General features: G+C 51.6%; 24 protein-coding genes and 2 riboswitches. Of the genes, 2 read left to right on the top strand and 22 right to left on the bottom strand.

Annotation, left to right across the window (positions count from 1 at the left end):
- Positions 1-11 precede the first annotated feature (11 nt).
- From trsM to DESHY_RS11860, 9 genes are all read right to left on the bottom strand, one after another.
- A complete protein-coding gene (trsM, locus tag DESHY_RS11900) occupies positions 12-749 on the bottom strand; it encodes a DVU_1556 family methyltransferase (RefSeq protein WP_008413086.1) in 738 nt (245 codons plus the stop codon).
- 31 nt (positions 750-780) lie between these two features.
- On the bottom strand, positions 781-993 hold the full coding sequence (locus tag DESHY_RS11895; RefSeq protein WP_008413084.1) for a DVU_1557 family redox protein: 213 nt from the start codon (positions 991-993) through the stop codon (positions 781-783).
- Positions 990-1,274 (bottom strand): hypothetical protein, encoded by a 285-nt coding sequence (locus tag DESHY_RS11890; protein WP_008413082.1) that lies wholly within the window; start codon positions 1,272-1,274, stop codon positions 990-992. The genes DESHY_RS11895 and DESHY_RS11890 overlap by 4 nt, the downstream gene beginning before the upstream one ends.
- A 51-nt stretch (positions 1,275-1,325) precedes the next feature.
- Positions 1,326-3,647 (bottom strand): pyridine nucleotide-disulfide oxidoreductase/dicluster-binding protein, encoded by a 2,322-nt coding sequence (locus DESHY_RS11885; RefSeq protein ID WP_008413081.1) that lies wholly within the window; start codon positions 3,645-3,647, stop codon positions 1,326-1,328.
- Between the two features lie 229 nt (positions 3,648-3,876).
- Positions 3,877-6,654 carry a molybdopterin-dependent aldehyde oxidoreductase gene (locus DESHY_RS11880; RefSeq protein WP_008413078.1) on the bottom strand — a complete coding sequence of 926 codons (2,778 nt, stop codon included), beginning with the start codon at positions 6,652-6,654 and terminating at the stop codon, positions 3,877-3,879.
- A 72-nt stretch (positions 6,655-6,726) separates the two neighbouring features.
- Positions 6,727-7,746, bottom strand: coding sequence for a molybdopterin-binding protein (locus tag DESHY_RS11875; protein ID WP_008413076.1), 1,020 nt, complete (start codon positions 7,744-7,746; stop codon positions 6,727-6,729).
- An 85-nt stretch (positions 7,747-7,831) separates the two neighbouring features.
- Positions 7,832-7,948, bottom strand: a riboswitch (molybdenum cofactor riboswitch).
- Positions 7,949-8,015: 67 nt separating this feature from the next.
- A riboswitch (molybdenum cofactor riboswitch) is annotated at positions 8,016-8,133 on the bottom strand.
- Positions 8,134-8,636: 503 nt separating this feature from the next.
- A complete protein-coding gene (guaA, locus tag DESHY_RS11870) occupies positions 8,637-10,178 on the bottom strand; it encodes a glutamine-hydrolyzing GMP synthase (protein WP_008413075.1) in 1,542 nt (513 codons plus the stop codon).
- Between the two features lie 27 nt (positions 10,179-10,205).
- On the bottom strand, positions 10,206-10,745 hold the full coding sequence (hpt, locus tag DESHY_RS11865) for a hypoxanthine phosphoribosyltransferase (protein WP_008413074.1): 540 nt from the start codon (positions 10,743-10,745) through the stop codon (positions 10,206-10,208).
- A gap of 170 nt (positions 10,746-10,915) precedes the next feature.
- Positions 10,916-11,632 carry a hypothetical protein gene (locus DESHY_RS11860; protein ID WP_008413073.1) on the bottom strand — a complete coding sequence of 239 codons (717 nt, stop codon included), beginning with the start codon at positions 11,630-11,632 and terminating at the stop codon, positions 10,916-10,918.
- A 153-nt stretch (positions 11,633-11,785) separates the two neighbouring features.
- Between DESHY_RS11860 and DESHY_RS11855 the strand changes: the two genes are divergently transcribed.
- A complete protein-coding gene (locus DESHY_RS11855) occupies positions 11,786-12,139 on the top strand; it encodes a nucleotide pyrophosphohydrolase (protein ID WP_008413072.1) in 354 nt (117 codons plus the stop codon).
- A complete protein-coding gene (locus tag DESHY_RS11850) occupies positions 12,132-12,557 on the top strand; it encodes a hypothetical protein (protein WP_008413071.1) in 426 nt (141 codons plus the stop codon). The genes DESHY_RS11855 and DESHY_RS11850 overlap by 8 nt, the downstream gene beginning before the upstream one ends.
- A 247-nt stretch (positions 12,558-12,804) precedes the next feature.
- Here the strand turns inward: DESHY_RS11850 and fliY are convergent, their stop codons facing one another.
- Genes fliY through flhA form a run of 13 tightly spaced genes read right to left on the bottom strand, consistent with a single transcriptional unit; the run spans position 12,805 to position 24,650 of the window.
- Entirely contained in the window at positions 12,805-14,061 is a 1,257-nt protein-coding gene (fliY, locus tag DESHY_RS11845) for a flagellar motor switch phosphatase FliY (protein WP_008413070.1), read from the bottom strand.
- A complete protein-coding gene (gene fliM / locus DESHY_RS11840) occupies positions 14,054-15,046 on the bottom strand; it encodes a flagellar motor switch protein FliM (protein ID WP_008413069.1) in 993 nt (330 codons plus the stop codon). Before fliM ends, fliY begins: the two co-directional genes overlap by 8 nt.
- A 34-nt stretch (positions 15,047-15,080) precedes the next feature.
- Complete coding sequence (locus DESHY_RS11835; RefSeq protein ID WP_008413068.1) at positions 15,081-15,449, bottom strand: response regulator; 369 nt, start codon at positions 15,447-15,449, stop codon at positions 15,081-15,083.
- Positions 15,450-15,467: 18 nt separating this feature from the next.
- Positions 15,468-16,085 (bottom strand): chemotaxis protein CheC, encoded by a 618-nt coding sequence (locus DESHY_RS11830; protein WP_008413066.1) that lies wholly within the window; start codon positions 16,083-16,085, stop codon positions 15,468-15,470.
- Positions 16,086-16,118: 33 nt separating this feature from the next.
- Positions 16,119-16,889: a CheR family methyltransferase gene (locus DESHY_RS11825; RefSeq protein ID WP_008413064.1), complete on the bottom strand. Its 771-nt coding sequence runs from the start codon at positions 16,887-16,889 to the stop codon at positions 16,119-16,121.
- A 1-nt stretch (position 16,890) separates the two neighbouring features.
- Entirely contained in the window at positions 16,891-17,391 is a 501-nt protein-coding gene (locus DESHY_RS11820) for a chemotaxis protein CheD (RefSeq protein ID WP_008413063.1), read from the bottom strand.
- Between the two features lie 45 nt (positions 17,392-17,436).
- Positions 17,437-18,240, bottom strand: coding sequence for a flagellar hook-basal body protein (locus DESHY_RS11815; protein WP_008413061.1), 804 nt, complete (start codon positions 18,238-18,240; stop codon positions 17,437-17,439).
- A 26-nt stretch (positions 18,241-18,266) separates the two neighbouring features.
- On the bottom strand, positions 18,267-19,040 hold the full coding sequence (gene flgF, locus DESHY_RS11810) for a flagellar basal-body rod protein FlgF (protein ID WP_008413059.1): 774 nt from the start codon (positions 19,038-19,040) through the stop codon (positions 18,267-18,269).
- 14 nt (positions 19,041-19,054) lie between these two features.
- A complete protein-coding gene (locus DESHY_RS11805; RefSeq protein ID WP_048818107.1) occupies positions 19,055-19,810 on the bottom strand; it encodes a FliA/WhiG family RNA polymerase sigma factor in 756 nt (251 codons plus the stop codon).
- A gap of 15 nt (positions 19,811-19,825) precedes the next feature.
- Positions 19,826-20,488, bottom strand: coding sequence for a flagellar brake protein (locus DESHY_RS11800; RefSeq protein WP_048818106.1), 663 nt, complete (start codon positions 20,486-20,488; stop codon positions 19,826-19,828).
- A 13-nt stretch (positions 20,489-20,501) separates the two neighbouring features.
- Positions 20,502-21,356, bottom strand: a complete 855-nt coding sequence (locus DESHY_RS11795) for a MinD/ParA family protein (RefSeq protein WP_048818105.1) — start codon at positions 21,354-21,356, stop codon at positions 20,502-20,504.
- On the bottom strand, positions 21,337-22,581 hold the full coding sequence (flhF, locus tag DESHY_RS11790) for a flagellar biosynthesis GTPase FlhF (protein WP_008413052.1): 1,245 nt from the start codon (positions 22,579-22,581) through the stop codon (positions 21,337-21,339). The genes DESHY_RS11795 and flhF overlap by 20 nt, the downstream gene beginning before the upstream one ends.
- Positions 22,578-24,650, bottom strand: coding sequence for a flagellar biosynthesis protein FlhA (flhA, locus tag DESHY_RS11785; RefSeq protein WP_008413050.1), 2,073 nt, complete (start codon positions 24,648-24,650; stop codon positions 22,578-22,580). Before flhA ends, flhF begins: the two co-directional genes overlap by 4 nt.
- Positions 24,651-24,682: the final 32 nt, after the last annotated feature.

Below are 24,682 nucleotides of genomic sequence, written 5' to 3'. Positions count from 1 at the left end.
TTTTTCTCCTTTCAATCCCTTTCTTGTTTGGCAGCGATAAGCAAAAAATAACCCGGTCCGGACTTGGCGATGATCTGTTTAATTTTTATAACGTCAAGCTCCCCTGGGGAAGTGCTTTGCCAGAAATTTTCCAGGGAACCATGGGCCATGATTAATTGAAAAGTTAGTTCTTTCAGCAGGTCGCTGTGATCTTCCCATAATTTAATTTTAAACCCTGCACTATCAATTCTCTTGATTAATCCCTCCTTGGACATAGCCCCCTTCAGGCAACTTTCTACCGGTAAACTTCGCAACCGGCAAACCCCTTCTGGATTACGGGCATAAATATCTGAAATAACCAGCAGCCCGTTATTTTTTAAAACACGGTGGAATTCTGACAGGGCCAGATCAACATTAATCATTAATGAAAGTGAGCACTCGGCAAAAATACAGTCCATGTCACCCTGGGCAAAGGGCAGGCATTCGCCCACAGCCTGAAATATGGGTAAATCACTTCTTCTTTGGCGCCCCTTTTCTAAAAGAACAGCCGATGGATCCACACCAACTGCATTTAATTTATATTTATCTATTAAATGTTCAACTGTTGCACCTGTTCCGCAACCAACGTCCAGGATTTTGGACCCGGGCGGCAAGGCACATATATTTATGGCACGGTCAGTCAAACTTAACCCGCCTGGCCTGATGCTATCGCCGGTGACTTGTCTTACAGCATGGCCTTCATAAATGCGGCATATTTTCTCGGTAGACATTTTTTAAATCCCCCCGGCATTACTTCGTAAATTACTTATCTTCCATGGCTTTTTCCACTTCCAGCATTTTACCGGTGGCCAGTTCTTCCGGGATGTAAACCATGCCGCATTTAGGGCATTTAAGCAATTCAACAGAAAATTTGTTATTCAAATACGCAACTTCAACTTTTCCCGGCTCCAAAACAATACCGCATTTCATACATTCTATAACCTTTCCATCCGATTGGCCCTTTGCTTGGCTCATTCTTTCACTTCCTCATTAATTTCCATTCGATGAGAGTAGGTGTTATATACCATAAACCCATCATCCCGAGGCAGGTACTCTACCCAGTAAGTTACGCTTACCGGTCTATGGTAAGCCAGGTAGTGACCGGTATGGCGAATCAATAATTTACTGCCGGTTGCTTCGGCATAATTAATAACTCTTTGGATATCCTCGTCCAAAATATGCCTTTTTTCCATAAGATGCCGGGTATCTTCAGAAATGATTAGTTTAACCCGGTTTAATTCCTTTTGCTCAGCCAAAATCTCGCCTCACACCTCTTTGATTAAGTTATTTTTTCACCGAACCGCACCTTAATGATTACCCTTTACTTCCATCCGGTGCGAGTAGGCATTGTGGATAGTAAAACCGTCCTCCTGCGGTGTGTACTCTACCCAGTAGGTAATGGCTACCGGCCTGTGACAGGCCAAAACATGGCCGTTATTACGGATCAACAGTTTGTTACCTGTTCTCTCGGCATACTCTATCACTTTCTGGACATCTTCCACCAGGATCAGGCGTTCCTCCATGACTTCGTTCACTGCGGCGGGGATAATCAAGTTTATTGCTTCAAAGGACATTTTTTCTGCTGCTACCCTTTCTCCCCAAACCTCTTTAAGCATTTTATTTTTCAACCTGACCCTGTTTTCACGCCGCTGTGAGTAACCCGGCCCGCGTTTGGCAGGGGCAGCAGCATCTGCTTCACCGTAAATCAAATCCAGCAGGTGATAGGTTTTTTTACCTTTGGCAGCAAAATTGTCCCGGCAGATGGCACAGTAAGCAACATAGTCAGCAGAGCTTTCGTTTATGCGCCGCCTCATCACCTCATCTGCCAGCCCGCGGTTGGCAAACTGCAGCAAACCGCCAAATCCGCAGCATGCCGTCTTGTCGCAGCTGGTAGGCAGTTCTTCAATCCGGCATCCAATTTGGTGCAGGATTTTTCGCACAGTTTCCTGAACGTGCCTTTCATGCCTGGTGGTGCAAGCATCGTGCACAGCAACCAGGGCCGGTCTATGAGCGCTGTTGACCTTGGGCAGCCCATATTGGTCGTACAGTTCCCATAGGCTGATAATTTCAACATCCGGCAGGTGCTTCTTAAACATTTGGTAGCAGGTGGAACAGGCCAGAATCAGACGCGGTCTGCCCATTTCCCGCCACTGGTCCTTAATTTTTTGCAATTCTGCTAAAAACAACTCTGTGCGTCCTGACCATGCTGCGGGTGCGCCGCAGCACCGCAACATCAGGCCAACCCCTCCCGTAAGCCGTTCGGTTAAATAAGCATAGGATCTTTCTACATGCTCAGGAGCGGATGCGCTTAACTGGCAGCCCGGAAAGAAAAGATAGCTGCTGGAAGTATGACCCGGCTGATGGCGGCTTAACACACATTGTTCCCCATTGCTGAATTCCATATCTCTAATGGGAAAATCATGGGCCGATGGCGGCATCTTTCCTTTTTTTACCATCTCGGCACGGGCCTCCTGGCAAAGTTCTCCCAGGTTGAGACCTTCCGGACAAACCTGCTGGCAGAGTCCGCACAGGCTGCATGAGTTAATCAAGATGTTAGCCTCATGCCTACCCTTGATCATTTTAAGGTTGTGGTTTATTTGCCGTATAAATTTTTTTGGGTACCCCTTAAAATGAATCATGTATTGGCAGACCTTAACACACTCTAAGCACTGGCACTGGAGGCATCTGGCAGCCTCCTGCATAGCTTCATGTTTGCTGTAAAAACTCCTGCCGTTTCCCATCGGTACTGCCGGTAGGGGCTTTACACCCTTGGTGCTGCTGAAAAGACGGGTCAGGTAAGGCCCTTCATTCTCACGGGCAGCAGTTAGTGAAACTCCCTGCAAATAGCGGTCTATTGAAATAGCCGCCCGCCTGCCATCTGAAAGAGAAGTAATAGGCGAATAGGTGCCCCCGCTTCTCAATGTACCACCGGCAAAGATACCCTGCCGCCCCGCGGCAAAGGTCACCGGGTCAATTATTAAGTTGCCTTGCTCATCTAACGGCAGATTAAATTCCCAAACAGCATTTCCTGTTCCCAGGTAGATGGCTTGATAGTCGTCACAAACAGAGATAAAGGAAATGTCTTTTCCCACTCTGGTATTGAAATGAATTATTACGCCAAGATTATTTAATACCGCCAGATCATTGTCTATAACTTGTGGCGGTAAGTCCACCTCTGGAATCTCCCATATGCTTCCCCCCAATCTACTTCCGGCCTCAAACAGGGTAACCCGATACCCCTTCTTAGCAAGGTCAAAGGCAACTGTTAAACTGCTAAGACCACCACCTATTACCGCCACCCTCTGTTTCTTACCGGATGGAGCCGTTACTTTAGGTGGGCTGGCTTGCACCAGCTGAACACAGGCCTTCTCCAAGGCCGCGATAGCAATGGCGTCACCCACTTCCTTACGCTTGCAAGCAGCCTGGCAGGGATGGTCACAGATGCGACCGATGATACCAGGAAAGGGAACTGACTTACTATATATATTTAATGCCTCATCAAAGCGCCCGGCCTTAATTTCCCGTATGAAACCTTTCACATCTACGTGAACGGGACAGGCAGCGGTGCAAGCCGGTGGGTGCTCCTGAATACATTTTTCTTCAAATTCAAATATTCGTTTATGATCCATGTTATCCCACCTTACTTATTCAGTCGTCGGTCTTCAGTTGTCAGGGGTAATGTAAAACTCTGGTTTCAACGAATAAAAAGACCCTAAAAGAAAAACTTGCAAACCTGACGACGGTTGCCTGTCGATCGACGACTGAAACCTAAAACGAACTAAAAGCGTGAGACTGTTTAGTTCGTTTTAGGCAGAGACCTTTACTTAATTAATATTTCAATCCAAAATGCTTCTTTGTTTAGAAAGCAGGGTTTTTAATCGGTCGTTTAACTACAGGGATTTCTTTACCCCGGAGACCGGCCAGGATCTTCTCCGGCAGGGCCGGGAGCTGGGTGATACGTACACCACAGGCGTTGTAAATAGCGTTGCAGATGGCAGCATGGGGAGAAGTCAGCGGCAGTTCGCCCACGCCGGAAGCGCCGTGCGGTCCAATCTTACGAGACTTGTTTACGTAGATGATCTCCATGTTGTCCGGAATGTCCTTGACGTACGGAATGCCGCAAGCAGCCATGCTCGTATGCTTCTTCAGGTCTTCGAAATCTTCGCTCAGCGCCAAGCCGATGCCCTGGGCTAAGCCACCGTAAATTTGACCGTCGAGGACGGTTTGGTTAACAACTTCGCCTACGTCGGCGGCCAAAGTCATACCCACAACCTGAGTTTTGCCGGTCTTGGTGTCCACCTCCACTTCAGCCAGGAAGACGCCGTACATGTAAGTGGCAAAGGGTTTGCCCTGACCTTTTTCATCGCAGGCAGTGCAGTTATCGGCAGCTGTGCTCCACTGACCTATATATTTTAACGGGATACCGTTGGCCACTGCCTCGTCATAGGTCATGTAAGTGCCGTCGGCCTTCTTCAGTGCGTTCAACAGTTGTTCGCAACCGTTGATAGCGGCATTCCCGATAACCAGCTGGGAGCGGCTGCCGCCAGCGGGGCCACCGGCCGGGGCTAAATTCATGTCGTTCATAACCAGTTTAATTTGCTCAGGCTTAATGCCCATCGGACGTAAAGCTTCGTGGGAGGTGGCCAGCAGACCCATGTCTGCACCCTGGCCGTGGTCTTGCCAGTTGGTACTTATCTGAACTCTGCCGTCTGCCAGCAGTTCTACCCACACTTCAGCGCCGTCTACGCCGTCCAGGCCGCAGCCGTAGACACCGACAGATACGCCGACGCCGCGCTTCTTCTCCGGCGTAGATAGCTTTTTAGCCTTCTCCAGAGCAGCCTGATACTTGGGACGGATAGCGTCGATCAACTCGGTTATAGAGTATACTTCAGGCTCATGACCGGAGGGGTTGGTATCACCGGGGCGGTAAGCGTTAATATAGCGCAGTTCCAGCGGATCCATGCCCAATTTCTCAGCCAGGACGTCCATTAGAGTCTCGGAGGCAAAGAAGCTCTGGGGTGAACCGTAAGCCCGGAAGGCGGAACCCCAGCAGTGGTTGGTGCAAACCGTGTAGCCTACGCCGCGGATGTTCGGAATGCCATAGCCGGCGCCAATGAACTGGGCACCACGCAGAGTCAGGAGGTCGCCAAACTCGGAGTAAGGACCATGGTCCACTGCCCAGTTGCTTTCCATGGCAATGATCTTGCCGTCCTTAGTAGCGCCGTACTTCAGGTCGATAAAGAAAGGTGACCGCTTGCCGGTGTAAGTAATCTGCTGGTAGTAGTTGAAGTTCAGGAAGCAAGGCTTGCCGGTAGCCATGGCAGCAGCACCCACCAGTGCCTCAATGGTGGGGCTGAACTTGTAGCCGAAGGTACCGCCCACACCGGGGAACTGGGACAGGAACAGGTTTTTGCCCGGCTCGAGGCCTAGGCCTTCGCCAATCATGAGGGCGTGCAGGTCCAGGCCGATACTCTTCGACAGAATTTGCAGGTTGCCGTTTTCGTCATAGTAAGCGGCGGCAACATCCGGCTCGACGGGCAGGTGGGGCTGGCGGCCGACGTATAAGTCTTCCATAGACACCACAACATCTGCTTTTTCCATCAGCGGCGCAGTGTCTTCACCCTTTTCGATAAGCTGCTTATAATAAACATTGGGGGTACCGGGGTGAATCTCAATGGCATCGGGTTCCATGGCAGCAGGAGCACTCATGTAAGGCGGCAGAATTTCCAGTTCTACTTTAACTTTTTCTACAGCAGCCTGGGCGTTTGCTTCCGTGTCGGCGCAGACAATGGCAATGGCGTCGCCGAACTGGAAGACCTTTTCATCACACAGGATCGGACGGTCATAGCTGTCCCCCTTGTTGTTTGGGAAGTTCAAGCCGTTAATGCGGTTTTTACCCTTAATATCCTTATGCGTAACAACCTTGTAAACACCGGGCATTTTTTCAGCTTCGGAGGTATCGATGGAGAGAATCCTGGCATGAGAAACCTGGGCCTGGACCAGTTTGAGCTGCAGGGTGCCGGGCGGCATCCGGAGACCGAAGTCGGAGCCGTATTCAATGGTGCCTGTGACCTTGCCCACAGCAGATGGACGTGGATAATCGGTACCCAAGATCTTGCCGTCAGCCGGCATCCGGAAGCTCAGGTCTTCTACAGTGATTTCACCGCGCATCAGCTTGGCAGCCGCCATCACAGCGTCCACGATGGGCTTGTAACCGGTGCAGCGGCAGACATTTCTGTGCTTCTGAAACCAGTCGCGTACTTCTTCCCGGGTCGGGTTCGGGTTTTGGTCCAAGAGACCCTTGGCGGATACAATAAAGCCAGGGGAACAGAAGCCGCACTGGGCAGCGCCGTATTTAACCCAGGCCAGTTGCAGGGCGTGCAGGTTGGTGGGGGTGCCGATACCCTCAATGGTGGTAATAATGGATTCGTCGGGAATGCGTTTCATCTTGTAGGCGCAGGACATGATTACCTTGCCGTTCAAGATCACCGAGCAGGCCCCGCACTGGGCTTTGCCGCAGCCAACCTTGGTTCCGGTCAGGTGCAGTTGTCCACGCAGGACATCTGCCAGCATAGCTTCCGGATCGGCAACTACAACAGTAGTAACACCGTTGATGTTAAGCTTCTTTTTAATCAATTTTTTACACTCCTTCTCTATTTATTAAATCTTTAAGGCCTGTCAAACAGCACCTTAAATTTCAATTCCAAGTTATTTGCCAAAACCACAGTCCGGATATCTGCATTCCTTACAGTTAACACAGAGACCACCGTGACCCAGAGCAACAATATCTCTGCGGGTTATTTCTTCCCCTGCCAAAATGCGAGGGACCACCAGGTCAAAAATACTGCTGCGGCTGTACATTACACAACCTGGCAACCCCAGAACCGGTACTTTTCCCATGTAGGCCACCATAAACATAGCCCCGGGCAAAGTGGGTGCACCGTAGGTAACAATGCGTCCACCGGCAGCTCTGATTCCGGCGGGAGTCAAATCGTCGGGGTCTACAGACATGCCTCCGGTAGCTGTTATCATCTCAGCCCCCTCTCGCAATAACTGGTTGATTGCATTTACAATCATTTCTGTGCTGTCAGACACAAATATCTGTCTGAAGACATAACTCCCCCACGACGCTATTTTTTTGGTTACTACCGGTCCAAATTCATCCTGAATTCGACCATGATACACTTCACTGCCGGTGGTGACAACACCAACTTTTAAAGATCTAAAGGGTTTGACCTCAATCAACGGGTAGTTAATTCGACATATATTTTCAATATTGCGAATTTTGTCGTCCTTAATAACCAGAGGAATGATTCTGGTACCCGCTAATACTTTATCCTTTTCAACTATTTGGTTGGTATGTAGAGTTGCAAACATTACATCTTCCAGTTCGTTAATACTGTATAAAGCATCTGAATTTACCTTAAGCAGCCCCTTTTCTTTGGCCACCAGGTTTACCTTGCCCTCTTTAGGTTCAGTAAGGGTTATGCCGTGACCGGCAGCTGCCCTGGCAATTCTCAGGGCTGCGTCATCTTCATGCAATAGGTCTTTATTTATTTCCCATACGTACAAGTTTTGCTTGCCCAGATCCAACAGTCTTGGAATATCTTCAAACTTTACAATGTGCCCTTTCTTGAATGCCCTGCCCTTAAATTTACCCGGTATAATCTGGGTAATATCGTGGCAGAGAACCATTCCCACCGCCTCCTGGACCGGTACCATCTTCATAACCATATCCCCCTTGTATTTATGATAGAAAAATAAAAACCAGGATGCTGTGGAAGGATAAACAGCACCCTGGCATTCTACCCCCAAGGTTTACTACTATACTCCTTTCCACACGGGAGGCTTAATGGTTTCCCATTAAACCCTATCGGCTTGGCCGTCATAGCACTGCCTTAGACTACCAAGCTCGGAGCTCACAATTCAGATTTATCTTGTTAAAAAATAAAAACCAGAGTCTCCGCAAAGAAGCAGGCAGACCCTGGCCTTGTTAGCCAAGTATTTACCGTACTCCTTTCCTCACGGGAGGCCCACCGGTTTCCCGGTGAACCCTAACGGCCGGGAGATCATGGCTTATGCTTTAGATCTAACGGCTCGGAGACAAGTTCGTTGAAATTTATAGCAAAATCCATACCATATATTATCCGTTATAATCCGTTCTATAATAAATCAATTTTGCATTGCCTTTTATTTTCGGTGTTCTATAATGGTAAAAATGTTCCAAAAAAAGACAAATCTGCTTCTTAATTAATTAATTATCCGACTGTGGGTTATATTCTACGCAAAATTTAATATTTCCTTTGTAAACAAAGATCAGATGTTGTCGAATAAATACCTTCTTTTTTATTGCTAGCTAACCTCAACTTAATAAGCCCGTCAAAAGGTTCCCGCTTAAATTGGAAATCAGGCGTAGAGAAAGACTAATCCGTATTTTCCAAAAAGTGCATCAGCCATTCGTTGGTTCTTTGCTATTATTGAACACCGCTTAATGACCACTTCCGGTTATGCCAGGCAACTGTCATGCTCTATGAATTGGAGGTAGGGCTTCAAATGGACAGTATAAAATTAATCCCTGCAAGCCCTATAATATAGAATCTTGCAGGGTTTTTCTTTTACTATTCCCACTCAATAGTACCCGGCGGTTTGGAAGTAATGTCGTACACCACCCGGTTAACCTCTGCCACCTCGTTGACCAGGCGGGTAGAAATGTTGGCCAGCACCTCATGGGGGATGCGGGCCCAGTCGGCGGTCATGCCGTCATGGCTGTAAACCGCCCGCACCACCACAGCATAAGCGTAAGTACGCCCGTCACCCATGACACCGACGCTGCGCATGTCCGGCAACACCGCAAAGTATTGCCAGATTTCCCTGGCCAAGCCGGCCTTTTTAATTTCATCGGTCACCACAAAATCTGCCTCGCGCAATATGGCCAGTTTTTCCCTGGTGATTTCACCCAGTATCCTGACCGCTAAACCGGGGCCGGGGAAAGGCTGGCGCCAGACAATTTCTTCCGGCAGGCCCAGTTCTTCGCCTAACCGGCGCACTTCATCCTTAAACAGCCAGCGCAGGGGTTCAATCAGTTCAAACTGCATATCTTCCGGCAGGCCCCCCACATTATGGTGGGATTTAATGACGGCCGCTGTGGCGGTGCCGCTTTCCACCACATCCGGGTACAGGGTGCCCTGTACCAGAAAATCAATATCGCCCAGTTTCCTGGCTTCTTCCTCAAACACCCGGATAAACTCGGCACCAATGATTTTACGCTTTTGTTCGGGATCGGTAATACCCTTTAGTTTCTCTAAGAAACGTTCCGAAGCGTCCACATGCACCAGTTTGATGTTAAACCGGTTGCGGAAGGTTTCTACCACCTGCTGTGCTTCGTTCTTTCTTAATAAACCGTGATCTACAAACACACAGGTGAGCCGGTCACCTACCGCCCGGTGCACCAGCACCGCCGCCACGGAAGAATCCACGCCGCCGCTCAAGGCACACAAAACCTGGCGGTTGCCCACCTTTTGCTTAACCTCCCGAACCGCCTCCTCCAGGAATGAACCCATGTTCCAGGCGCCGCTGCAGCCGCAAATGTCAAACAAAAAGCTCTTGAGAATTTCCGTACCCTTGGGGGTGTGAACCACCTCGGGGTGAAACTGAACCGCATACAGCTTCTTGTCCGGGTTGGCCATGGCTGCCACCGGTGCCTTGTCAGTCCTGGCAATTACCTGAAAGCCCGGCGGCGCTTCTTCTACCCGGTCGCCGTGGCTCATCCAGCATTCTTCATCGGCGGTAAGGTTTTTCAAAATATTATCGCACTGCATTACCTGCATTCTGGTGCGTCCGTACTCATGCTGCTCGGCAGCCACCACTTTCCCCTTCAGTTGCTGGGTCATTAACTGCATGCCGTAGCAAATACCCAGCACCGGGATGCCCAGCTCATAAACAGCCGGATCCACCTTGGGGGCGTCGGGCAAATAGACACTGGCAGGGCCGCCGGAGAAAACAATGCCCCGGGGATTTAGGGCTTTTATTTTATCAAGGGACACGTTGTAAGGTTCAATCTCACAATAAACACGGCAGTCCCGGATGCGGCGGGCAATCAGCTGGGTGTACTGGCCGCCGAAATCCAGCACCAGGATAAGCTCCTGCTCGGCAAAGGACATTTACAACTCCTCCGTTCAGTAAAAACTTTAACCTTTATAAATTTCCGGTTTCAGCACCGCAATATAAGGCAGGTTGCGGTACCGCTCATTAAAATCCAGACCGTAGCCCACCACAAACTCATCAGGTATGCGGAAACCGTTGTAATCTATGGGAATGTCAACTTTACGGCGATCCGGCTTGTCCAGCAGGGTGCAAACCTTCAGGCTGGCCGGCCCGCGGGACTTCATATTCTCCAGCAGGTACTGCAGGGTAAGCCCGGTATCAACAATATCCTCCACAATAATAACGTGTTTGCCTTCCACACTCTTGTCCAGGTCCTTTAAAATACGAACCACGCCGGAAGAAACTGTGCCCGCCCCGTAGCTGGACACCGCCATAAAATCAAAAAAAGTGGGTATTTCAATGTTGCGCACCAGGTCCGCCAGAAAAATCATGGCTCCCTTTAAAATGCCCACCATCAGGATGCTCTCGCCCTGGTAGTCTGCGGTAATTTGCTGACCTAACTGTTTGACCCGTTCCTGGATTTGCTGTTCGTTTAACAGTATTTTTTCCACATGGGGATGCATTGTTTTCACTCCTTGCCAGTCTTTGCCTACCAAATGAGCATAACAAAAAAACCTTTTTTTCGTCAATAGTTGAGTTTGAAGTTCTCTGGTATAGATTTTCCCGTCTGACCGTAAAAAATGCCGTTTCAGCAAGAAACGGCAAAAACTGTTGACAAGTCTGCGGCAAACGGCTAGTTGGGCCGGATTTCCTCCGGCACCTCTACCTGCAGCTGCCGGTTATAATCCCAGAGCTTAATGCTCATTTCCAGACCGCGGCTGCCGGTATCTGCCCGGTTGGCCCGGATAAGAGCCTGGCGGATGACCAGGTCTTGTTTATCCACCCACACTTGATAGGTATAGTCGTTAAACTGATCTTCTAAAAAAATATTTTCCAAATTTGGCTTCAACTCAAAAACCAGGCACTTGTAGCCGGCCGCCTTTTCTTCCCCCTGCAGTACCAGCTGCGGTATATCCTTAAAATTAAAATACGCCAGGGGGTTTAACTCGGCAAAAAACAGTTCCGTTTGGGACATTTTAATATCCTTTAACATCAGCCATTTACCGGAAAAAGGGTCTTTCATGTAGGTATTGTCCTGTACCTGCGTAAATTCCACCGGTGTTTGCAAAACAGTCCCTTTAATATGCACCTTATCCGGCAGCACCCGTTCCCCTTCCAGCTTGCTGTAAAATTCGTGTTCCCCTAAGAGCTTTGTTTCTACAGCAAAACGAAAACTGCGGCTGGCCAGGGTATTATCCAGGGCGGTGATAAAAATTTTCTCCTGGTCGGCCTGAGCGGTGCCGGAAAATAACCGGCCCAGCCAAAAAATAAAGGCAAGCACCAGGGCAGCTGCAGCTGCCAGCGGAACCAGCCGGCGCCTGTTAAAAAAAATCTGTCTGGGTATCAGCACAAAATATCCCCCCTGGCTAAGTTCTTTCTATCATCATACTGAGGTACCCGCTGCTTTATGCCAGCAGCACATGAAAAAGACGCCAGGGGTAACAATATTAGGTATGGGATGGTATAATGTACCTGTGGAAGCATTTACATAGGGAGTGGTTGTGTGAGCCTCAAAGATATGCAGCAGGACGTACACCGGTGGATCAGCCAGTTCGAGGAGGGTTACTGGCATCCCCTGTCCATGCTGGCCCGTTTAACCGAAGAAGTGGGTGAGCTGGCCCGGGAGGTTAACCACCTGTACGGCCAAAAACCCAAAAAACCAGGGGAACCGGCAGGAAACCTCGCCCTGGAGCTGGCAGATATATTATTCATTGTAGGTTGTTTTGCCAATTCACTGCAGATTGACCTGGACAAGGCCTTTCAGGACATGATGGAAAAATACCGGCAGCGGGACAGCCACCGCTGGACCCGCATTAAGCCAATAGAAAAACAAGCGGAGGTGCCTACGGATGACTAAGGTGGCTTTAATCAGGCAGTGCAGCTTGCATCCCCTGTCGTTGCTGGACAGACTGGCCAAAAACTTCATGCAGGAGGATTTTATTTTGCTCCAGGACTATCATAACCTGGATATTTTATTAAACAGAATGGCCGCCCTGGGGCGGCGGGCCGACGGCAGCCGGCGGCCGGTGCTGTCCGTATACGCCGGGGGAGACTGCGTCTTTATCAACACCCTGAAGGACAGCAGCAGCCTGGGGCCGCAGGTTGCCCCGGAAGCCGAGCCAAGCCGGGCCCTGCTGGAGCAAGAGGTGCTGGGCGGCATCTTAAACCTCAGCCCCCAGGACAGGTCGGCAACAGTGACTTACACTCAGGATCCGGCAGCCGCCCTCAAGGCGGTAGAGGACGGGCAATACCAGCTGGCTGTCCTGCTTGCTTGACAACCGGATTAAAAGCTAAATTAAGAGGTGAGGGATTAATGCCCTCACCATAGGTGTCGCCAAACATTAACTGCGGTTTATAATCCCCTTAAGCTCCGGTCAGCGGTCGCCATGGTGGTGGCGCCCACCTCCTGTGGGCGTCACCGCCATGGCTCCTTTCGCTCAGCAAGTGCTGTGACCGGTGCTTCAACAAAAAGCTGACAGGGGATCATCAATCTTCTTACTGTTTATCTTGCGCGACTTGGCTTTAGAATTTTTTGCCGCCCAGCCGCTGGACCCGCTCCAGAGGGCTGATAATGTTGGTAATGCGGACGCCAAAATTTTCGTTGACCACCACCACTTCCCCGGTGGCCACCAGGGTGCCGTTAACCAGTATTTCCACCGGTTCATCCGCCAGAGCGTCCAGCTCCACCACTGAGCCGGGAGCCATTTTCAGCACATCCTTAATGGGTCGCCGGGTCCGGCCCAGCACCACGCTAACCCGCAGGGGAATATCCAGAATTAAATCCAGATTGCGCTGTTCCAACGATCCCAGGGTTGAGGACTGATAAGCCGGCTGAACAGCGGCGGCTGCCGGCGGCGGTGCCGCCGCTGCAGCGGCGGGCGGCGGGCTGCTTGGCTGAACCGGCCGACCTGCCGGTTCAGCCAGCTCCTGGGAGCTTGGCAGGCCCGGCGAAGAGGGCAACGGATCCGCCGGTGCCTCAGCAAAGTTTGTTTGCGACGGCGTATCCGGCAAACCCATAATATCTTTTAATAAGAGGTTGGCTTCTTCCCTGGCTGTTTCCACACTCATTATCTGCATGATGTCGGTATCAACCAGGTCGCCGATCTTCATATCAAAGGAAACCACCACAATAACGTCCTCAATGGCCTGCGGCGGCTGGGCCAGGGGATCTTCCTTGCTTTTCAGCAAATTGGTCTCCGGCGGTGAAATGTTAATGGGCCGGTGAAACATCTGGGATAAAGAGGTGGCAGCGGTGCCGATCATCATGTTCATGGCTTCGGCAGCCGCACTGATTTCCATGTCAGAAATTTCCTCCGACATGGGGGTGCCGTCGCCGCCCATCATCAAGCTGGCCATGGTGGCAGCATCCTGCAAGCGGATCACCAGTAAATTATAGCCGTTCAACCCTTCGCTGAAATCAACTTTAATGACCAGGTAAGGAACTGAAAAAGAATCAAAGAGTTCTTTCTTGGTCATTATTTTTACCCGGGGGCTGGTAATACTGACCCGCTGGCTCAATAATTCCGACAGGGTGGTAGAAGCAGAACCCATGGAAATATTGCCGATCTCCCCCAGGGCATCCATTTCTTCCGGGGTCATTAAAAGGGATAAATCCATCTGGGGCAGTTCTCCCGCCGGCTGCGCCGCAGCGGCGGCCGGTTCCTGCGGCAAGCCGCCGTCTGCCGCCGTTTCACTGTCCGGCACAGGTGCCGGGCTGTCGCCCATGGCCTGGGCCCTCATTAATGCGTCAATTTCTTCCTGGCTTAAAAGCTTAGACAATTTCCCACGCCTCCTCGGCCAGTGAGGTTACCTGAACCGCTAGGCTCTGGCCTACCGTTCCCACTTGGACTTTATATTTAAGCTCATCATCCACATACAAATCAAGATCTTGGGTATAGCCCCGGTTTAAGGGCAGTACATCCCCCACCTGCAGCTGCAGAAACTCCCTCACGCTGATGTCAGCATGGCCTGCCACCACACTGATCTCCACGTCGGATTCCGCCAGCCAGTATTCCAGCGCCCGCAGGTCCTGTTCTTCCTGCTCGGTCTCCCGCACAAACTGGTTGGCCATGGAAAACCGCGACAGCACAGAATCCAGCAGGCTGTAGGGCAGGCATAGGTTAATCAGCCCCCGCACTTCCTCGCCCACACCGGCGGAAAAGGTTATCACCGCCACAATGTCGTTGGGCGACATCAACTGGTGCAGGTGCGGGTTGGCGTCGATGGATTCCACCTTGGGGGCAATATTAACAATATCTTTCCAGGTAATGGTTAAATGATCCAGCAGCCGTTTAATAATCCGGTTGGCCACTGAAAGCTCAATGTCAGTCAGTTCCCTGACGCGGGGCGGCATTTCGCCGGGCCCCCCAAATTGCAGGTCAATCACCGGGAACAAAAACTGCAGGTTGGTTTCCATCAGGGCTGTCCCCTTTAAGGGGGCCAGGCTGAAAATGGTCATCACCGTGGGAGTAGGCACTGAATTAATAAACTCCTCGTATGTAAACTGCCCAATGGAAGCCACTTCAATGGTAATGGTCGACCTCAAGTAACCGGATAAAAAGTTGGACAGCAGCCGGGCATAGCCCTCGTGCAAAACCTGCAGGGTGCGCAGCTGTTCCTTGGTAAATTTATTGGGCCGGCGAAAATCATAAAGTTTTAATTTTTTATGTTCTTTGGCTTCAACGGCTTCCTGGGGCACATCGCCTGCCATTAAAGCAGCCAACAGTGAATCTATCTCCCCCTGGCTGAGAACATCCTTGGACAACCTCTACACCCCCCGTAAAGCAGGTATCGCCGCCTTATCCTCTGGACAGTACCCGCTCAACGGCCTGCAGAATGCGGTCCTGCTGAAAAGGCTTAACAATAAAGTCTTTGGCGCCGGCCTGAATAGCTTCCATAACCATAGACTGCTGGCCCATGGCGCTGCACATGATAATATTGGCATTGGGATCCACCGCCCGGATGGCCTTAACCCCTTGAATGCCGTCCATTTCGGGCATGGTAATGTCCATGGTCACCAGGTCCGGTTTCAGCTCCTTATACATTTGCAGGGCCACCGCACCGTTTTCTGCTTCTCCCACCACTTCATAACCGTTTTTGGTCAGTATATTTTTAATCATCATGCGCATAAAAGCAGCATCGTCCACAATTAATACACGCTTGCTCATCAGCCAATCCCCCTAATCTTAAAGTGTTAATCCTAAAGAGTTAAACAGAGTTTGCAGTGAATTCTGGTCGGTAAATAAGAAGAAGTGCCCCTTAATTTCCTCCTGGTCTTCAAACAGCAAGGTTTCTATGGTTAAAATATGATCTTCCACATAACCGCCGGCCACCAGGGAAGTGCTCAGCACGGCCCCCAGCATATCGGTGGCAAACATAGGCACGGTGGGAATCATGGTTAAGCCGGTCATGGTGCCGATGGCGCTGAGGAAAGAACCGGTTAATACATTGCCGATTTCCTTCACCACCGATTCGCCCATTTCGTCCAGTTCCCGGGTGGTTCCCTTGTCCATGCCCATCAGCATGTCAACCAGATTAAACGTGCTTTCCAGATTAAAAATAAACAGTATCTGGCCCGGCACATCCCCTTCCAGCCGCAGGCTGACACAGCAAACTATTTCTTCCAGCCCGCCGATCAGCTCCATTACCTCTTCCAGGGAAAGAAACCTGCTCCGGGGCACGGCCATATCAATACGTTTATTAACCATGGTAGCCAGAGCGGTAGCTGCATTGCCCAGACCAATATTGCCGATTTCCTTCAGCACGTCCAAGTGGGTTTCGGTTAAAAGTCGGTGTTCGGCCATTTTATCCCATCCTTTCAGCCTCCGTCAGCCGGGTTATTTTTTTCGGTAGAAACACGGTGCGGCTTTTTCAAAGCCCAGGTCGGCATAATTAAAAATGGTTTCGCTGCCGCCTATAAACAAATAACCGCCGGGGTTTAAACTTTGGGCAAACTTTTGGTTTACCTTGTCCTGGGCTTCCCGGGTAAAATAAATGGTGACATTGCGGCAGGCAATTAAATCATAACCCCTGGGATAGTTATCGGCCAGCAGGTTATGCTGCTTAAAAGAAACTTTGCCTTTTATCGACCCGGCAATGTGGTATTTCCCCTGCTGCTGGGAAAAATATTTGATCAACCGGTCCTTTGGCACATTGCGCACGGCGTCACCGCTATAAACACCTGCTGCCGCCGCCCGCAGGATGGTATTATCTATGTCGGTGGCATCAATGTGATGCCTTTTGCCGGGGGATATTTCCTCCAGAATAATGGCAATGCTATAGGGTTCGCAGCCGTTGGAGCAGGCAGCACTCCAGATTTTTAAACTTCCCCTTTGCCGCATCAACTCGGGTAAAACTTTAGTTTCCAGGGTTTGAAACATTTTAACGTCCCGGAAGAATTCAGACACGTTGATGGTAAGGTAATCTAAAAATTCATGCCAGGCCTGCGGTTGGCTGGTTAAGTAGTTATAAAAAGCCTGGTAATCACTGTACTGCTTGCGGGCCAATAAATTATCCAGCCGTCTTTTTAACTGGTTTTCTTTGTAACTGTTAAGATCCAGCCCGAAGGAATGATATATCTTTTCTTTGAAACGAATAAAATCAGTCATATTATATCACCTTGTTGGGCGTGCCGATGGTCCGAATAATAACTTGCCCGGTGGCAGTATCAAAAATCATGGTGCGGCCCCGGTTGCCGCCCAGTTCTTCGGCCAGAATGCGAATGCCCAGTTTGCTTAAAATTTCGCGCACCTTGGCGGCGTTGCGCTGGCCGATGTTTAAAACAAATTTTTCATCCAGGCCGGAAAACATTTGCGCCCCTCCCGCCAGTTTGGCGGTCAGCCGGCCGGGGCTGCCGCCCCGGCGCCTGATCTCCTCAATCATCAGCGGTATGCCGGTATCCGCAAATTTGGCCGGTTTGGTTACGTTGTTAAATTGGCTGCTGTCGGGAAGCATAATGTGCAAAAGCCCCCCGATTTTGGTAACAGGATCGTACAGCGCCACTCCCACGCAGGAACCCAGACCCAGGGTAATCAGGCGCTGGGGGGATGATGCTACCTTGTAATCAGCAATGCCTACCTGGATTTCCGCATTTCCCTTTGCTAATTCCATGTCTGCCCCCCTTAAGGCTGATATCAAGCAAAATCTCTGTTTACTTTATTTACGCAAATTATTGGCCCTGTCCCACATTTCATCGGCTGTCTGGACGGTGCGGGAGTTGGCGGCATAGGCCCGCTGGGCCTCAATCATGCCGATCATTTCCACCGCCAGGTCTACATTGGAGCGCTCCAAATAACCCGACCGCAGATAGCCAACCCCCTCCTCCCCGGGCGTACCGGCTGTGGCCTCGCCGCTGGCTGCCGTGGGCAGGTACAGGTTGTTCCCCTTGCTCATTAAATTGGCCGGCGCCGCAAAGGTATAAAGCTGGATGGTGCCAATGGGGTCTTTATCTATGGTGCCGTCCTTTTTAAGGCCGTAAACTTCACCCTTTTCGTTTACTTGGTAAGAGCTGTAGGTTTCCGGATCCAGCTGGCCGTCCCAGTCCAGCTTGTAGCCGCCGGCATTAACCAGCACCGGCTCGTCGTCAATTGTGGTGATATAAAAGGAACCGTCCCTGGTGTAATATTCCCGGTCATCCTCACCGTCGGCAGGCATCACCTTGAAAAAGCCCTCCCCCTCGATGGCTAAATCAAGCTCGCGGCCGGTTTGCAGCAAATCTCCCTGTTCAAACAGCCGGGCTACGGTAACCGTCCGGACGCCCGAGCCGCCCGCCGGCCGGGGATCCGCCGCGGCCGGGATACCTTCATCCCCCAGGGCCTGCTGGACCATATCGGCAAAATTAACTCTGCTTTTTTTATAGCCGGTGGTATTGATGTTCGCAATGTTATTGCCAATAGTATCAAGTTTTAACTGGTGCGCCCGCATGCCCGAGGCGCCGCTGGCCAGGGTCTTGATAATCATTTTATCACCTGCTTGTTAAATTTTTATTACTTAACCCGTGCCACCTGGTTAATGGCTTTATCCAACAGGTCGTCGTTGACCTGCACCAGTTTCTGGCCGGCTTCATAAATGCGTGCCACCGGGATAATATCAATCATGGCCTGCACCGGATCCACGTTGGATTTTTCCAGCCAGCCCTGCACCACAGTGGTGGCGGCAGCCGGTTCGGCAGTACCGTCCGGGTCGGTAAAGTAGTTGCCGTCCGCCTTTTGCAGCCGGGCGGTGTCCGGAAACTCAACCAGCTGCAGCTTATCCACCGCCTCGGCCTCCCGGCCTGCCCCTGTCATAATGGTACCGTCCTCCCGGACAACCAGGTGCTCCCGGTCTTCAACAGTAATGGGCCCCCCTTCGCCCAGCACCAGGTACCCTTCAACCGTTCGCAAATTACCTTCGGCGTCTATCACAAAGGAGCCGTTGCGGGTATAGAGTTGTTCACCGTTGTCATTTTCAACCACAAAAAAACCTTTGCCTTCCAGCGCCAAATCGGTGGCCTGGCCGGTTTCGGTTAAGGGGCCGGGCTGCCAATCAATCTGTACCTGCGTCACCAGGTTGCCCAGGTTCCCCTCACCCACGGGCTGCCGCTTACCGCCCGGGCCGTTGGCTTCCAGGGCCAGCTGCAGGCTTTCCGCAAAGCGGTTGTCCAACAGGTTGCTCTTCTTATAACCCGGAGTGGCCAGGTTGGCCAGGTTGTTGGAAATATTATTTAATTTTGCCTGCTGAACATCCAAACTGTTCATGGTTATATATAAACCGCGCAGCATAACTTTCCCTCCCTTTAACAGCAGATCATCTCTTGCAGGGTGTGCCGCAGTTTTTTCATGACCTGGGCATGCAGCTGGCAAACCCTGGATTCCGATACCTCCAGCACACGGCCGATTTCCTTTAATGTCAGTCCTTCCCAGTAGTACAGGGACAGGATCAGCTTATCCCGCTGGCCCAGTTTTTCTATGGCCAGCGTTAAAAGCCTTTTGTTTTCCTTTTCTTCCACAATGCTCAAGGGATCCGGCGAGCCGGCGTCTTCAACGGTATCCAGTTTACTGACGGAACTGCCGTCCAGGCCGGTCAGCTCCTCGTCCAAAGACTGCCAATACATGCGGCTGCCATGCCCCAGCAGACGGTGCAGTTCCTCTGTGGTGATGCCCATTTCTTTGGCCAGCAGCTCATCCGATACCACCTTGCCTTGCTCTCTCTCCAATCGTTCCCGGGTACTCTTGACAGCCTGAAACTTTTGCCAGGTGGTCCGGGGCAACCAGTTTTGGCGGCGCACCTCATCCAGCATGGCTCCCCGGATGCGGTGGTAGGCATAAGTGTCAAAACTGCTGCCCATGGCCGGGTCAAACTTATCCAGGGCTTCCATCAAACCAATGACACCGTAACCCTCCAGGTCTTCCTTTGGTATAAAAGCAGGCAGTTTGACAGCCAGCCGGCCGGCCAGGTGTTTTACCAGAGGCAGGTAATGCAGAATCAACTGCCGCCGGGCTGCCTCGTCCCTGCTTGCCAAATACTTTTCCCAAGCTATGTTAACCGACATAATAACCACTTCCAGTTACTGTCTGCGTTTAATATCCACCATGCGTTCAAACACAAAGGCCATGATTGAATCCTGCTGGGCCCTTGTAATGTCTAAAAATTTCAGGCCCACATGATACACCCTGGCTTCGTCATCAACCAGCGTGCAGCGCACCGCCGCAGCCGGCAGCCGAAATTCCTGCTGCTTCTTTTTGGCTTTAATGTACAGTGAAAAACATACAAGCAAAGCGGCGCCCTGTGGCACAGGTTCCTTAACTGCTATTTTCATGCCGCCGCCGCTGATATCAACGGTATATGCCTTCTTGACGCTTCCCTGGTCTTTTTCCGGCAGCGTCAGGTACTGCACTTCCAGCATGGCCGGCACCCGTACAAACTCACGCATTTGAATTCTTTGAATGGCCGCTTCTGCCGGGTGCTTGAAAATATACATAGGCAGCTTGTCCTGCTCAATTTTACGGCCGATGGCTTCGGTGACAAACATGTAGGAGCTGTCTTCGCCCATATACTTGACATGTACGCGCTGGCCCTGGCTCAACACCAGGGGATGGTTGCCGGCAAAGGGAATAGGAACATAAATGCCCCTGTCGTCAATATCGTAAACCGTGCTGAAATAATTTTGGTTTTGATCGGTGGGAATAACCGTAACCTTTTGTCCGATCCTTAATTTTTCTACTGTCACACCCTCAGCTCCCTTACCCAAACAAACGCATTAGCTTGCCGAAAAAACTCTGCAGACCCCCGGGGGACTCGGCCTGCCGCCCCGCCAGCAAGCGGTTGGCAACCTGCACCAGGTGCTGGGCCGCCGGTGCCGCCGGTGCCTGCATAATAAAGGGCTGCTGCTGCTTAACTGCCTGCACCACCGTTTTGTCATCCGGCAGGAAACCCAGGTTGATGAGCCGCACTTGCAAAAACCGTTCGGTGGTGGTTTGCAGCGTTTGGTAGGTGCGCCAGGCCTCTTTTTCGTCCCCGGCCCGGTTTACCACCACCATAATTTGGTTGTGCACATTATATTTCGCCAGTATTTTAATCAACCCATAGGCATCCGTCAGGGATGTCGGTTCGGGCGTCAGCACCACCAGCGCTTCCTGGGCGGCGGCCACAAAACCCAGTACCGTCTTGGAGATGCCGGCGCCGGTATCCACCAGCACAAAATCAAAGCAGCGGTCCAGCTCCTGCAGGCCCCGCCCCAGCCTTTTTCTCGCCTGGTAGTCCAGGTTGGCCAGCTCCACAAATCCGGAGCCGCCGGAAATAACAGACACCCCGGCGGGGGCAACCGCTATAATTTCGATCATGCTTTTGCCGTTATACAAGTAATCATAAAGCGTATAGCGCGGCGATATGCCCAGCAGCACCTCGGCGTTGGCCATGCCTAAGTCAGCATCAAAAATGGCTGTGCGGTAACCGCGGCGGTTTAATCCCACCGCCAGGTTGACCGTCAGGTTGGTTTTGCCCACGCCGCCCTTGCCGCTGGTGACGGCAATCACCCTGGCCCCGGCATCGCCCGGCTGACTGACAGGCTGCAAAAAGTTAAAGTTGGGGCTCCGCATACGCATCGGCGCTCCTGAACAACAAATTGGCCAATTTCTTGGGATGTGCCCTGGCCAGGTCATCGGGAATGTTTTGCCCGTCGCTGTAATAGGCTATGGGCAGCCCGGTGCGGCTCACCACGTTGAGCAGGGAGCCCAGGGTTTCCGTTTCGTCAAGCCTGGTAAAGATAAATTTATTAAAGTGGGCCAGGCGAAATTCCTTAATGGTGCGAAACAAATCCCGGTCTTTGGTGCTGGCATTAAGCACCAGGAAAATATCGTGCGGGCCGGGTATCACTTCTAAAAAACCTTTTAATTCCAGCACCTGACCGGTATTTTTGGCTGACCGGCCCACAGTGTCAATTAACAGGTGATCCTTATCGGCATGGCTGTCAATGGCCTGACGCAATTCAGCCGGCGTCATCACCACTTCCACCGGCACATCCAAAGTATCGCCGTAAACCTTCAGGGGATCCTGGCAGCCGTAGCGGTAGGTATAAACAGTCAACAGGGCAATTTTTTTCTTGTGCAGCAGTTTCAGGCGGGTGGCCAGCTTAGCCAGCGTGGTGGTTTTGCCTACGCCGGGCTGCCCCACAAAGGTCATAAAACGAGCATCCGCTGCCTCGCGGTAAGCGGATTTTAATACTTCTGCCGTTTTGTTGATTAATAATAACTCTATCATATCATCGGTGGCCTGCTCCCGCACTTCCCGCAGGGCTGCTTCCAGCAGGACCCGGGCAATATTCTCTTGCACATCCATCTGCCGCAGCTTATCCAGCCAGCGCCGGTACATGTTATTTTTGCTGCGAAGCTCCATGCCTTTCACCTTCGTTTCCAGGTCTGATTCCGCCAGCTGCAGCAGCGCCTCATCCAACAGCGGTTGAAAACGGGTTTCCGGCAACTGCACCCGTTCCACAGCACCGTTAAAGGCAACAGCCTGCCGGCTTCTTACCGTTTGGTGGCCGAGCATATTAGCAGGCGGCAGGTTGGGCTGGGGCGGCTGGGACAGCGGATCCGGCTGAACCTTCACTTGCACAGCCGCCTCGGCCGGCGGCAGACTGGGGGGCTCCGGCACCGGCGTGTCATCCAGCACGGCGGTTACCTCCAGCTTTTTGCGCAGCCAACCCAGCCAGCCAGGCCCGTTAATTTTGTAGCTGCTGACTATCACCGCCTCAGGGCCCAAATCCTGTTTAATCAGCTGCAAGGCTTCTTGCATCCGGTTGACGGTATATTTTTTTATCTTCAATCAATACTCACCGTCCCAATGGCTTCCACATCTAAGTTGGCCGGTATTTCATTTAAGGAAAGCACAGCCAGGTTAGGCAGGTATCTCTCAATCAGCCGCCGGAAGGGCAAACGCACCCTGGGAGAACAAAGCACCACCGGGTTTAAGCCCCGCATGGTAACGTCTTCCACCACCGTGTTCAACTTGTCCAGCAGTTTTCTCACCAATTGGGGCTCCAGCACCGGGTAAGCACCGAACTGTGTGGGCTGAATGGCCTCCTGGACAGCTTGCTCCAGCCTGGGGTGCAGGGTAATCACCGACAGTTTGCCCCGGTCGTCGGTATAACGCTGGCAAATGGTGCGTGAAAGGCTCTGGCGGGCACAGTCGGTCAGGTAATCCGGGTCTTTATTGATCCGGGCACCGTCAGCCAGGGCTTCCAAAACGGTCACCAAATCCCGGATGGGCACCCTTTCTTTCAGCAGGTTTTGCAGCACCTTTTGAATCTCGCCCAGGGAAAGCATATCCGGCACCAGTTCTTCCACCACTGCCGGGTTCTTTTCTTTAACCACTTCAATAAGCTCTTTCACTTCTTGCCGGCCCAGCAACTCGTGAGCGTGCTGCTTAAGTATTTCGGTCAGGTGGGTTACCAGCACGGTGGAGCAATCTACCACCGTAAAACCATGCAATTCCACCAACTCCCGGTCTGCCCCGGCAACCCACCAGGCCGGCAGGTTAAAGGTGGGTTCGGTGGTGGGAATCCCGTTAAATTGCAATTCCTGTCCCAGGGGATCCATGGCCAGGTGGTGGCCCGGCATCAGCTCGCCGCTTGCCACTTCCACGCCGCGAATTTTAATAACATAGGCATTATAGGATAACTGCATGTTATCGCGGATGCGGATGGGCCGCACCAGGATGCCCATTTCCGCTGCACACTGCCGGCGCACGGCGGCCAGCCGCTGCAACAAGTCGCCCCCCTGGGACTCGTCGGTTAAAGCAATCAAGTTATAGCCAATCTCTATTTCCAGCGGGTCTACCTGGAAGTAGCTGAAAACATTTTCCGGCTCCCGCTTTTGCATTTTCTGGGCCTGCAGGGCCTGGGCCTGCTGTTCCGCCAAGGCCTGCCTGGTTCTCTCCCGGCTGACGGTTTTTGCGGCATAAAGCAGCACCGCGGCCATGGATAGGAATAAAAGGTTGGGCATGGCGGGAATTAAACCGATGAAGCCTAAAATAACGCCTGCCAGCAGCAGTACCCTGGGAAAATTTAAAAATTGCTTAGCAATATCTTTGCCAAAAGTACCCTCTGAAGTGGCCCGGGTAACCAGAATACCCGCCGCGGTAGAGATCAGCAGGGCAGGTATCTGGGCCACCAGGCCGTCGCCAATGGTTAAAATGGTAAACCGCTTCAATGCTTCTTCCATGGGCAGTCCCAGTTGAACTACGCCAATGACAAAACCGCCTAAAATATTGATAATTAGAATTACGATGCCGGCAATGGCATCTCCCCGCACAAATTTGCTGGCACCGTCCATGGCGCCAAAGAAATCTGCTTCTCGCTGCAGGCGTTCCCTTTTGGCCCGGGCTTCGTCCTCGGTGATCAAACCCGAGTTAAGGTCGGCGTCAATGCTCATCTGCTTGCCAGGCATAGCGTCCAGGGTAAAGCGGGCGCCCACTTCGGCCACCCGGCCGGAACCGTTGGTAATGACCACAAATTGGATTACGGTAATGATAATAAAAACCACTGCGCCCACCACATAGTTGCCGCCCACCACAAACTGGCCAAAGGCCTCAATCACTTTACCGGCAGCCCCTTCGCCCAAAATCAGGCGGGTAGAAGAAATGTTGAGAGCCAGCCGGTACAGCGTGGTTACCAGCAGCAGCGAGGGGAAAATGGAAAACTGCAGTGGCTCAGTGGTGAACATGGTAATCAGCATGATCACCAGCCCCAGCGACATGCTGAGAATAAGAAAGAAATCCAGCATGCCGGGTGGTAAGGGTACAATAATCAGCAGCACAATGCCGATGATTAAACCGGCAATGACCAGGTCGCTGTACTGTTTTAAATTGGCTGCCAGAGTTGACGGTGCTGCCACTTATCGATAACCTCCGGATTATGGTATGGCTG

Source organism: Desulforamulus hydrothermalis Lam5 = DSM 18033 (genome assembly GCF_000315365.1).
Classification (GTDB): Bacteria; Bacillota; Desulfotomaculia; order Desulfotomaculales; family Desulfotomaculaceae; genus Desulfotomaculum; species Desulfotomaculum hydrothermale.
Note: the sequence above shows the minus strand (reverse complement) of the source record. Positions and strands in the feature narration are given on the sequence as shown.

Bases quoted from the DNA above. Each gene is read 5' to 3' on its own strand.
- DESHY_RS11850 (WP_008413071.1), top strand. From the start codon at position 12,132: ATGACTAAGGTGGCTTTAATCAGGCAGTGCAGCTTGCATCCCCTGTCG.
- trsM (WP_008413086.1), bottom strand. From the start codon at position 749: ATGTCTACCGAGAAAATATGCCGCATTTATGAAGGCCATGCTGTAAGA.
- DESHY_RS11805 (WP_048818107.1), bottom strand. From the start codon at position 19,810: ATGTCGGTTAACATAGCTTGGGAAAAGTATTTGGCAAGCAGGGACGAG.
- guaA (WP_008413075.1), bottom strand. From the start codon at position 10,178: ATGTCCTTTGCCGAGCAGGAGCTTATCCTGGTGCTGGATTTCGGCGGC.
- DESHY_RS11895 (WP_008413084.1), bottom strand. From the start codon at position 993: ATGAGCCAAGCAAAGGGCCAATCGGATGGAAAGGTTATAGAATGTATG.
- DESHY_RS11825 (WP_008413064.1), bottom strand. From the start codon at position 16,889: ATGACTGATTTTATTCGTTTCAAAGAAAAGATATATCATTCCTTCGGG.
- DESHY_RS11795 (WP_048818105.1), bottom strand. From the start codon at position 21,356: ATGCGGAGCCCCAACTTTAACTTTTTGCAGCCTGTCAGTCAGCCGGGC.
- flgF (WP_008413059.1), bottom strand. From the start codon at position 19,040: ATGCTGCGCGGTTTATATATAACCATGAACAGTTTGGATGTTCAGCAG.
- DESHY_RS11875 (WP_008413076.1), bottom strand. From the start codon at position 7,746: ATGAAGATGGTACCGGTCCAGGAGGCGGTGGGAATGGTTCTCTGCCAC.
- DESHY_RS11885 (WP_008413081.1), bottom strand. From the start codon at position 3,647: ATGGATCATAAACGAATATTTGAATTTGAAGAAAAATGTATTCAGGAG.
- hpt (WP_008413074.1), bottom strand. From the start codon at position 10,745: ATGCATCCCCATGTGGAAAAAATACTGTTAAACGAACAGCAAATCCAG.
- DESHY_RS11830 (WP_008413066.1), bottom strand. From the start codon at position 16,085: ATGGCCGAACACCGACTTTTAACCGAAACCCACTTGGACGTGCTGAAG.
- DESHY_RS11815 (WP_008413061.1), bottom strand. From the start codon at position 18,240: ATGATTATCAAGACCCTGGCCAGCGGCGCCTCGGGCATGCGGGCGCAC.
- DESHY_RS11835 (WP_008413068.1), bottom strand. From the start codon at position 15,449: ATGAGCAAGCGTGTATTAATTGTGGACGATGCTGCTTTTATGCGCATG.
- DESHY_RS11820 (WP_008413063.1), bottom strand. From the start codon at position 17,391: ATGGAATTAGCAAAGGGAAATGCGGAAATCCAGGTAGGCATTGCTGAT.